This window comes from Cytobacillus sp., from assembly GCF_032154635.1.
Taxonomy (GTDB): Bacteria; Bacillota; Bacilli; order Bacillales; family Cytobacillaceae; genus Cytobacillus.
Window position 1 is genome coordinate 1 of sequence record NZ_JALDXW010000070.1, and the last position, 10,582, is coordinate 10,582.

Sequence of the window (10,582 nt, forward strand, 5' to 3'; positions counted from 1 at the left end):
TTCTGGGGTATAGTAATATCATTTTAAGATAATGACTTACTATTCAAGTGAAATGAAAAAAGAAAAGCCTGTCAGAAATCAACGTTTCCACTCAATGGATAAATGGGTCGTGCCGTTTTAGCACGATCTGTTTTCGGAAAAAAATATACCCCTATGCAGTATAAAGGGTAGAAATAGTTCTCACTACCAGGTAATAGATCAATAGAAATAAATGAACAGGATGTGAAATGTGATGGATCAACAAGAAAAAAAGATGAAATTAGCTGTTAACGGCGGGATATCATTCGGTGCCAAATTAACTGCGAAACAACTAGCAGTCATTGCAGAGTACATGAATGATGGAGATGAGCTAGAGCTGACAACCTTCCAGCAGCTGTACATTGAGGTACTAGAGAATCATGCGGAAAAAATAAAAGAAAAATTTAACGAAGTTGGTTTAGTATGTTATCCGGTTGGGAACTTTGTGAAGAGTCTTAGAACATGTAATTTCTGTAAGGGAGCAGAAGAAGAGGGAATGCCTGTTGCTATTGAGTTAAATAATCGAATTGCGGGGAAATCCGTGCCAGTAACGCTCCGGCCAGCTTATACGGGATGTCCGGTTGGATGCGGGGAACCATTGGTTAATGATATTGGTGTCATGAAGGTAAAGAATGGATATGATTTATATATTGGAGGATATGCAAAAGGAAAGAATGCTAAAACAGGTATTTTATTAATGGAACAGCTAGTCCCTGAGAGACTTTATGAGGCGGTTGAACAGATCATATCGATCTATGCAGAAAACGGTAAAAAGAGAGAACCGTTATATAAATTTATTGACCGTTTTGGATTAGAAAACCTGAAAAATCAACTAGCAATTTAAACAACGACAAGAAAATGGGCATTATAGGGAAATGCTAGATAAGAGCCAGTTAATAATATTTAAAAGTGGAATAACCTTTTCTCCTAGGAGGTGATATACAAATGAAAATGGAACTATATACACGTCCCACCTGAACAGATTGTCAAGCAGCGAAAGAGTTTCTTTCCAAACATCATATACCGTACAAAGAATTTGACTTAACAAAATTACGAGAGAAAGAAGAAGAATTAAAAAAGGTGTCAGGTGCTAGAGTTGTTCCAACTTTTGTATTTAAGGAAAAGTCCTTCCTTGGAATACCGAAAAAGTCAAAAGTATTCATAGGATTTGAGAATCATTTTGAGGAAATAAAAGGTTTATTGGGAATAGATGAAATTTGAGGCTTTATGATGGAAATGAATAGTTCATGAAAAAAGACAGAAATGTAACGTCTCTGTCTTTTTTATTTTAAGTATATGCAAGTAAAAATGTGACTAACAAAGACCTATAGGTTGCTATAGCTTTATATCAGCCAAGGGTGTTTGAAGCCATCATTTAAACTTCTTTGGCATTTATGCCTCGGGCAATGCCTATTATTCTACCTATGGAGGATTGAAAAACCTGCCAAATCAAGGTAAAATTGGTATGTTAATAGATACATATTTTAGAGAAGCGGGTTTAGTCGAGAGGAGAGAAAGAAGTTGAGAAAGTTATTTAAGAGTGTAGCAATGCTTTTCATAGCTGCCTTGCTAGTTTCATCATTTTCAGTTAGCTCAGTATTTGCTGCATCTGAAAGTGCAAAGAACTGTGTTCCTAAGAAAGTTATGTGGGGAAAAACAGAACTAAAGAGTGGACAATTAGGGAAAGTAACGATCCTGAAGGAAACGAAGCTATTTGCATTAAAAGACAATAAGCTTGTAGCTGGAAAGTCACTCCCTGTAAAAGCGGAATATAGAGTCTATTCCTTTAAGAAAGTGGATAATAGTGAGATTTATGGTGTTGGCGGCGGTCAATATATTAAGAAGGATAGCTCCATTAAATATGAAACACCTTCTAAACGAAAGCTTGCTGAACTTAAAGCAGCTGCTTGTGTAGAAAATGAAGGCGGGTTCTTCTGGAAAGCAGAGAAAAATGGCAATACGGTCTATATGCTAGGTTCCATTCATTTAGGAATCGAAGAATTTTATCCATTGAATTCGAAAATAATGAAAGCATTCAATGAATCCCAATATTTGGCTGTGGAAGCAGATATCCTTAACTTAAACCCACTTGAATTCCAGCAGACTGTTCTTGAAAAGGCAGTCTATGATGACGGTTCAACAATTGAGGATCATATCTCAAAAGAACTATACAAGAAACTAACAGATATCTTTGTTAGCTATGGCGCAGATATGAACGAGATCAAGTATTTAAAACCTTGGTATTTAAGCATGAGTTTGGATAGTTTAAAATCAACAGATCCTAAATATAAAGCTGAATTAGGAATTGATCATTATTTCTTATCTAAAGCAGGCAACAAAAAGATCATTGAGCTAGAGGGGGCAGAATTCCAAATCAATATGCTGTCTGGATTCTCTGAAGATGTACAAATTAAGCTGCTTGAGGATTCCTTAAATGCTGATCGCACAGCTGATGGACTAGCACCGCTTATAAAGGCTTGGCAAACAAGCGATGATGCTGCAATCGAAAAACTGCTGTTTACAGTGCCTGATAATAGCCCAGAATACAAAGCTTATATGACTGAAATGTTTGATAACAGAAATATTGGAATGGCGAATAAAATTGAAAAGTACTTAACAGGATCTACAAAAGGAACGTATTTTGTTGTTGTAGGTGCAGGTCATTACTTCGGTGATATGAGTATTATCAAGTTACTTGAAAATAAAGGATTAAAGATTGAAAAACTCCAATAGAACAGACGATTTCCTGCAGGCTAGTTTTCAGCCAGTAAAGGAATAAAGTTCAAGCCGTTGCCTTCTCAGGGCAGCGGCTTTGTTACATAGTAGGAATGTATTATAATAAAATTAAGGTCAAAAAAAGTTCACAATTTTTTAATGAATACTCCTTTACATACGATACGGGGGTATAATATAATAAGTTCAAGGGGGAAAACCATATGGGATCCGATCTAGATAAAAATGCAATGCTGCCTGAGGAAGAAAACTGCTGTTCAAGCGGGAGTGAAAGAAAGAGTCATCATTCTGATAAAGTGAAAAGTAATCTTGTAACGCGATTAAACCGAATAGAAGGACAAATCCGCGGAATAAAAGGTTTAATTGAAAGAGACACTTATTGTGATGATGTAATTACACAAATTTCTGCTACTCAATCCGCACTAAATAGCGTTGCAAAAATTCTACTTGAAGGGCATTTAAAGGGCTGTGTTGTTGATCGCCTTCAAGAAGGCGATATGGAAGTATTAGATGAGGTTCTCGTAACCATTCATAAATTGATGAAAAAATAGGGAGATGTTAAGTATGGAAAAAGTAACTTTAAACGTAACAGGCATGTCTTGTGGTCATTGTGTGAAAGCTATCGAAGGAAGCGTAGGCGAATTAGCTGGTGTTTCTAACGTCAAGGTTCATCTAGAAAACGGAACAGTAGATGTGGAGTTCTCTTCAGCCGAAGTTTCTTTAGATAAAATTAAAGAAACAATCGATGATCAAGGATATGATGTAAACTAATATTTCGCATTCCAGCCGTGCTAAAAGTTTAGCACGCTCTCTTTTTCAAATAAATATACCCTATATAGGTATAGGAGGCTTAGAAATGAGTGAAAAAGTAATGGAAAGTCAGTTTCAGATTACCGGCATGACCTGTGCAGCATGTGCAACCCGAATTGAAAAGGGCTTAAATAAAATGGAGGGTGTATCAGAAGCAAATGTGAACCTGGCACTCGAAAAGGCAACAGTGAAATTTGATGCCGCTAAGATGGGGCCTGCTGATATTCAGGAAAAAATCAGAGCTCTTGGCTATGATGTGATCACGGAAAAGGTTGAACTCGTTCTTACCGGCATGACCTGTGCAGCATGTGCGACTCGGATTGAGAAAGGCCTGAATAAAATGGAAGGGGTCTTAAGCGCAAACGTAAACCTTGCATTAGAAAAAGCTGCGGTTGAGTATAATCCGTCCATCGTATCACCAGCTGAGATGACACAAAAGGTAGAAAAGCTTGGCTATGGAGCAAGTGTGAAAAGTGAGGACAATGAAAAAGAAACGATTGACCATCGTTTAAAGGAAATTGAGAGACAGCAGGGAAAATTTATATTTTCTCTAATCCTTTCATTGCCGCTTCTATGGGCAATGGCAGGTCATTTTAGCTTTACCTCTTTTATATACGTGCCTGAAGCATTTATGAATCCGTGGGTGCAAATGGCACTTGCCACACCCGTACAATTTTATATTGGCAAGCAGTTTTATGTCGGCGCATATAAAGCGTTAAGAAATAAGAGTGCGAATATGGATGTGCTTGTTGCATTAGGAACATCCGCCGCATATTTTTACAGTTTATATTTATCTTTAAAAACAATTGGCAGCGGTGCGCATCCGGAAGGGCTTTACTTTGAAACTAGTGCCGTGCTCATCACATTAATCATTCTTGGGAAAGTTTTTGAAGCGAAAGCAAAAGGCCGTTCTTCAGAAGCAATCAAGAAGCTCATGGGACTGCAGGCAAAAACAGCAACCGTCATTCGTGAAGAAAAAGAAATAGAACTCCCGCTAGAGGAAGTAGTTGCTGGAGATATTATTCTAGTAAAGCCAGGAGAGAAAATTCCAGTTGATGGCGAAATTCTTGAAGGGCAGTCTGCACTTGATGAATCAATGATTACAGGGGAAAGTGTTCCGATAGATAAGACGGTAGGGGATACCGTGATCGGAGCAACAATAAACAAAAATGGTTTTATTAAAATTAAAGCAACAAAGGTAGGGAAAGAAACAGCGCTTGCGCAAATTATTAAAGTAGTCGAGGAGGCTCAAGGTTCGAAAGCGCCGATCCAGCGTCTAGCGGATTCCATTTCCGGTATCTTTGTACCCATTGTTGTAGGGATAGCTGTCATCACATTCTTCGTCTGGTATTTATTCGTTGCACCAGGTGACTTTGCAGAAGCGCTGGAAAAATTAATTGCTGTACTCGTAATTGCATGTCCATGTGCCCTCGGTCTTGCGACACCAACGTCAATTATGGCAGGATCTGGCCGGGCAGCAGAATACGGTGTTCTTTTTAAAGGCGGAGAGCATCTTGAAATGACCCATCGAATTAACACAGTTATTTTAGATAAAACAGGTACAATCACTAATGGAGCACCTGTATTAACAGATGTTATCACAAAATTAGATGAAGCAGAATTTTTAACATTCGTCGGTTCAGCAGAAAAGCAATCGGAACACCCGTTAGCGGAGGCGATCGTTGAAGGAATTCAAGAAAAAAACATCACTCTTAATCATCCTAGTGCGTTTGAAGCAATCCCTGGCTACGGAATTAAAGCACTCGTTGATGGAAAAGAAGTGCTCGCTGGTACAAGACGTTTAATGAAAAAGTTCAATATAGAGATTGATCATGTGTCAGACGATATGCTTACGCTTGAAAAGCAAGGAAAAACAGCGATGCTAGTAGCAATAGATGGTTCATTTGCAGGAATTGTTGCGGTTGCTGATACTATCAAAGAAACTTCAGCCGAAGCCATTCGCCGCTTAAAAGGGTTGGGTCTTGAAGTAATTATGATTACAGGCGATAACGAACAAACGGCCCAAGCGATTGCGAAGCTTGCTGGAGTAGACCGTGTCATTGCAGAAGTGCTCCCAGAAGGAAAAGCAGAAGAAGTGAAGAAGCTTCAACAGCAAGGCAAGAAAGTTGCAATGGTAGGAGACGGAATTAATGATGCACCAGCATTGGCGGTTGCTGATATTGGAATGGCAATCGGAACAGGAACGGATGTTGCGATGGAAGCGGCTGATATCACCTTGATAAGAGGCGACTTGAAAAGTATTGCCGATGCCATTTTTATGAGTAAGAAAACGATTCGCAACATTAAGCAAAATCTATTCTGGGCCTTTGGCTACAATACACTTGGTATTCCGATTGCAGCTTTAGGATTCCTTGCTCCATGGCTTGCAGGTGCAGCGATGGCTTTCAGTTCAGTTTCTGTTGTACTCAATGCCCTTCGTCTGCAGCGAGTAAAATTATAAGGAGAGATTCATATGAAAAAAATGGGTGCTTTCGGCGATCGTTTATCTGTTAGTAGTCGTAGGCGGATACTACTCCTATATAGCGATTGCAGGCTCTCCAGTGGATGATCCTGGTCATTCTAATACGGAGCAGCATGAATAGAAAATAAAAGAATAGCTTTTGTTATACGTTAATATCCCTGCGGTTGCTATAGCCGTAGGGATTTTTTTAGCGTGAAATCCAATTTAAAAATTCGGACAATTCAATTTTTAATTATTTACACTTCAAAATGAAAATTCTATAATCAAAGGAATAGTCATTAAAAATAAATTCTACAGCTTTGGTTCTGTGTAAAAAGAAGCAGGGGTGAGAGCATTGAAAATAGCCTATTTCCAACTTGCACTATCAATGGCTTTTGTAGGCGCAAATGTTGCGGTTGGCAAAATAATTGTGGAAGATGTCCCGATATTTCTTTTCTCCGAAATAAGATTCCTGATTGCTTTACTTTTTTTAGTTCCAATGATGCTAATTAGCCGGCCAAAAACGGTGAAGATGCAGAAAAGTCACTGGGGCTATTTAATTTTGCAGTCTTTTTTTGGTGTTTTCTTGTTCAGTGTTCTCATGCTTTATGGGGTACGTTTTACATCTGCGACAGCGGCAGGAATTATTACGAGTACGGTTCCAGCAGTTATAGCCCTCTTGTCATTTTTCTTTTTAAGAGAAAGATTGTCCGCTCCCCAGGCTATTTCTATGTGTCTTGCAGTCTTAGGGATATCCATTATTACCTTTCAGACAAACTCGTCAACCTTAGAAAGCCCTTTATTTTTACTTGGAAATGTACTTGTCTTTGGTGCAGTTATATCAGAGGCCTTGTTTACGATTTTTGCAAAAAAGCTGTCTAATGTGCTGACCCCGATACAAATGGCTGCCGGAGTGAATATTATAGGCTTTATTTTATTTCTTCCTTTTTCGATAAAGGAAGCGATCACTTACCATTTCTTTTCTTTGGAACTAACGGTATACCTGCTTATTATTTATTATGCGATCACTGCTAGTGTACTTTCATTTGTTCTTTGGTATAAAGGGGTTGTAAAGGTAAGTGCGAATATTGCTGGGATCTTTACAGGATTTATTCCAATAACAGCAACATTGGTAGGCATTGTCATATTAAAAGAGCCTTTTGGCATGAATCAGCTAATAGGAATTATGTGTGTATTAGGAGCCATATACCTTGGAACAAGAGGAACGAAAGCAAAGACAATGGATCAATCCGCCCAACAGTCAAATACCTATCATTGAACATTGTTTTCATAAATGTTGAAAAAATAGTTGACTTTTTATTTTATTGAATGTAAAGTATATTTCAAGTTAACCAAATCGAATATGTGATTTACTTCTTATCAAGAGAGGTTGAGGGACTGGCCCTATGACACCTCGGCAACGGACTTATTGCACCGTGCCAATTCCAGCAAGCATGTCTTGATAGATAAGAAGAGGCGCAAGCATTGAATTCTGTCCTCTTCTTTTACAAGAAGAGGTTTTTTGTTTTAATCGGCAAAAGAAGGAATTCAAGTTTTTTAGAAAAAATGGAAATTATAACTTTGGCGTTAAAGAATTGTCTAGCTCTATCGCCTATCAAACTCAGGCCCCTCCCTACGATAAGTCGTGGTCCTTCCAGTTTGTATGGCGATGATCAAGGCGCTTTCGCTTTTCTTATGCAATAAACATAGTTTTCGCATGGGAATAATAAAAATTAAATACACATTCTTATCGAGAGAGGTTGAGGGACTGGCCCGATGAAGCCTCGGCAGCGGATTCCGCTTTTGGAATCTATGCCAAATCCAGCAAGCGAAAAGCTTGAGAGATAAGAAGAGACCCCCTACCCTTTATTTTGATAATAAAGGCATGCCCTCTTCTTGTTTGTCAGGAAGAGGGATTTTTTATTTCCATTCCTAGTGGTTCTAGTGGAAGTGAATGAAAAGATCAATCGTTTGCCTGCAAATCCCCCAGGGCAATTCCAATAATATAGGTGTCGGTCACCGAGAGGAGAGAGACAAAATGATTGAATTTCAAAATTTGAAAAAGGTATATAACAGCGGCGGACAGCAGGTTGCAGCGCTGAATGGGATTGATTTAACGATTAATAGAGGGGAGATTTTTGGTGTGATTGGGTTCAGCGGGGCGGGAAAAAGCTCGCTGATCCGCTGTGTCAATTGGCTCGAGCAGCCTACATCTGGCCGTGTGATTGTTGATGGCTATGATCTGACTGCCTTGTCAGCGAAAGAAATCCGCGAGGTGAAAAGAAATATCGGGATGGTCTTTCAGCACTTTAATCTTCTAAACTCAAAAACGGTATTTGCAAATGTGGCTATGCCGTTATTTTTAGCAAAGGTGCCAAAAGAGGAAATCAAGAAAAGAGTAGGTGAGTTATTAGAATTTGTTGGCCTGTCAGATAAAGCAAATAATTACCCTGACCAGCTGTCAGGCGGGCAGAAGCAGCGGATTGGCATTGCAAGGGCGCTTGCTACACAGCCATCGATTCTCCTTTGTGATGAGGCAACTTCAGCACTTGATCCGCAGACAACAAGCTCAATCTTGGATTTGTTGAAAAAAATTAATCGGGAATATAACATTACGATTCTTATCATTACTCATGAGATGGCAGTTATCCGAGAAATTTGCGATCGGGTGGCAGTCATTGAAGCCGGAAAGATCATTGAGGAAGGGACTGTTTTCGATGTCTTTTCGTCACCGAAAACAGAGACGGCAAGAAACTTCGTCAGCTCTGTGATGAATGATCAAATTCCTGATTCCATAAAGGAGATAGTTGAGAAAAATGCAGGGCTTCAAAAGATCTTCCGAATTAATTTTATCGGTAATTCAGCCGGCCAGCCGCTGCTTTCACAGCTGGCGAAGAAGTTCGATATTCACGTCAATGTTCTCTTTGGAAATATTACTGAGCTGCAAGGCACGCCTTTCGGGAACTTAATTGTTGAGTTTCAAGGGGCTGAAAGTGAAATCAACCGGGCGTTAATGTTTATCAGCCAAGAGAAAGTAACAGTAAAGGAAGTGAAAGCTCATGCTAGTTAATTCAGACCAAATTATTGAGGCGCTAATTGAAACGATTCAGATGGTGGCATTTTCTCTCTTATTTTCAGCCGTTCTCGGCTTGCCGCTAGGGATTCTTCTTGTTGTAACAAGAAAGGGGCATCTGCTGGAAAATCTGCCAGTATTCAATGTAATCAATGGAATTATTAATATTTTCCGCTCCGTCCCGTTCATTATTCTTATGGTTGCGATCATACCGGTTACGAGGTTGATTGTAGGCACATCAATCGGAACAGCAGCAGCAGTCGTTCCACTTGTATTTTATGCTGGTCCATATATTGCAAGGTTAATCGAAAATTCCTTGCTTGAGGTGGATCCCGGTGTCCTTGAGGCAGCACAAGCGATGGGTGCAACACCAGCACAAATCATTTTCAAATTTCTTATCCCAGAAGCGCTTAGCTCATTAGTTTTAGCTTTTACGATCGCAACCATTGGTTTAGTAGGAGCTTCTGCGATGGCTGGAGCTGTTGGCGGGGGAGGACTTGGTGATTTGGCTATTACCTACGGCTATCAGCGGTTCGACACAATGGTCATGATCATCACAGTAGGTATTTTAGTTGTAATGGTTCAAGGGCTTCAAACCTTTGGCAATATTTTATCAAAACGAATTCGCAGACGATAATCAGGAGGATCACAACGATGAAGAAATTATTATTAGCACTCATTATTTTAACGCTGACGGTATTTAGTACAGCATGCGCTAGTGAAACAAGCGGAAAAGAAAAATCGGTAAAGGTGAAGATTGGTGTAAGCGGATCAGATAACCGCATTTGGGACTTTGTAGCTGAAAAGGCAGCAAAGGAAGGCATTGATGTAGAAATAATTAGTTTTTCCGATTATGTTCAGCCAAACATTGCTCTAGCTGAAGGGGAATTAGATGCCAATGCATTCCAAACCGTTGCATACTTTGATTCTTTTATTAAGGAACATCATTTAGATTTGGTGCCAATCGCTACGACCGTTCTTGCACCAATGGGGATATATTCAGAGAAATACAAGTCAGTTGATGACATTCCTGAGGGTGGAAAAATAGCCGTACCAAATGATGTATCCAATATGGGAAGAGCATTGCTTCTTTTAGAAGAGGCAGGTCTAATTAAACTGACAGATGATTATGATGGCAATGGATCGTTAGATAAAATCGTTGAAAATCCCAAGAATCTAGAAATTGTCGAAATGGTTGCGGCACAAACACCCCGTGTTTTGCCAGATGTAGCTGCGTCAATCATTAATAACGGAATTGCAGTAGACGCAGGGTTCAACCCAACAAAGGACTCCATTTTCCATGAGAGTGCGACTGCAACTCCATATGTCAACATCATTGCTACAAGAGCTGAAGACAAGGATAACAAACATTTAAAGAAATTGGCGGAGCTTTATCAAGAGGATGATGTAGCTGAATTTATCAAAAAGGAATACAAAGGAAACTCCATTCCAACATTTATTCCGCTAAGCGAGATTGGATGGTAAAT

General features: G+C 39.4%; 9 protein-coding genes, 1 pseudogene and 2 riboswitches. All 10 genes and pseudogenes read left to right on the top strand.

Annotated elements, in window-relative coordinates; translation table 11 throughout:
* The first annotated feature begins 232 nt into the window (after nt 1-232).
* The 10 genes and pseudogenes from RUH74_RS23460 to RUH74_RS23505 all read left to right on the top strand — a co-directional run bounded on the left by RUH74_RS23460 (nt 233) and on the right by RUH74_RS23505 (nt 10,580).
* Nucleotides 233-862 carry a nitrite reductase gene (locus RUH74_RS23460; RefSeq protein WP_313805088.1) on the top strand — a complete coding sequence of 210 codons (630 nt, stop codon included), beginning with the start codon at nt 233-235 and terminating at the stop codon, nt 860-862.
* Between the two features lie 149 nt (nt 863-1,011).
* A pseudogene (locus tag RUH74_RS23465) lies at nt 1,012-1,239 on the top strand (glutaredoxin family protein); the annotation flags it as partial.
* Between the two features lie 300 nt (nt 1,240-1,539).
* Nucleotides 1,540-2,751, top strand: a complete 1,212-nt coding sequence (locus RUH74_RS23470; RefSeq protein WP_313805090.1) for a TraB/GumN family protein — start codon at nt 1,540-1,542, stop codon at nt 2,749-2,751.
* 203 nt (nt 2,752-2,954) lie between these two features.
* On the top strand, nt 2,955-3,302 hold the full coding sequence (locus RUH74_RS23475; RefSeq protein WP_313805093.1) for a metal-sensitive transcriptional regulator: 348 nt from the start codon (nt 2,955-2,957) through the stop codon (nt 3,300-3,302).
* A 13-nt stretch (nt 3,303-3,315) separates the two neighbouring features.
* Nucleotides 3,316-3,522 carry a copper chaperone CopZ gene (copZ, locus tag RUH74_RS23480; RefSeq protein ID WP_313805096.1) on the top strand — a complete coding sequence of 69 codons (207 nt, stop codon included), beginning with the start codon at nt 3,316-3,318 and terminating at the stop codon, nt 3,520-3,522.
* Nucleotides 3,523-3,607: 85 nt separating this feature from the next.
* Nucleotides 3,608-6,022 (top strand): heavy metal translocating P-type ATPase, encoded by a 2,415-nt coding sequence (locus tag RUH74_RS23485; RefSeq protein WP_313805099.1) that lies wholly within the window; start codon nt 3,608-3,610, stop codon nt 6,020-6,022.
* Nucleotides 6,023-6,377: 355 nt separating this feature from the next.
* Complete coding sequence (locus tag RUH74_RS23490; protein WP_313805102.1) at nt 6,378-7,301, top strand: DMT family transporter; 924 nt, start codon at nt 6,378-6,380, stop codon at nt 7,299-7,301.
* A gap of 95 nt (nt 7,302-7,396) precedes the next feature.
* A riboswitch (SAM riboswitch) is annotated at nt 7,397-7,495 on the top strand.
* Nucleotides 7,496-7,766: 271 nt separating this feature from the next.
* A riboswitch (SAM riboswitch) is annotated at nt 7,767-7,873 on the top strand.
* Between the two features lie 187 nt (nt 7,874-8,060).
* Entirely contained in the window at nt 8,061-9,092 is a 1,032-nt protein-coding gene (locus RUH74_RS23495; RefSeq protein ID WP_313805105.1) for a methionine ABC transporter ATP-binding protein, read from the top strand.
* On the top strand, nt 9,082-9,732 hold the full coding sequence (locus RUH74_RS23500) for a methionine ABC transporter permease (protein ID WP_313805108.1): 651 nt from the start codon (nt 9,082-9,084) through the stop codon (nt 9,730-9,732). Before RUH74_RS23495 ends, RUH74_RS23500 begins: the two co-directional genes overlap by 11 nt.
* A 17-nt stretch (nt 9,733-9,749) precedes the next feature.
* Nucleotides 9,750-10,580, top strand: coding sequence for a MetQ/NlpA family ABC transporter substrate-binding protein (locus tag RUH74_RS23505; RefSeq protein ID WP_313805111.1), 831 nt, complete (start codon nt 9,750-9,752; stop codon nt 10,578-10,580).
* Nucleotides 10,581-10,582: the final 2 nt, after the last annotated feature.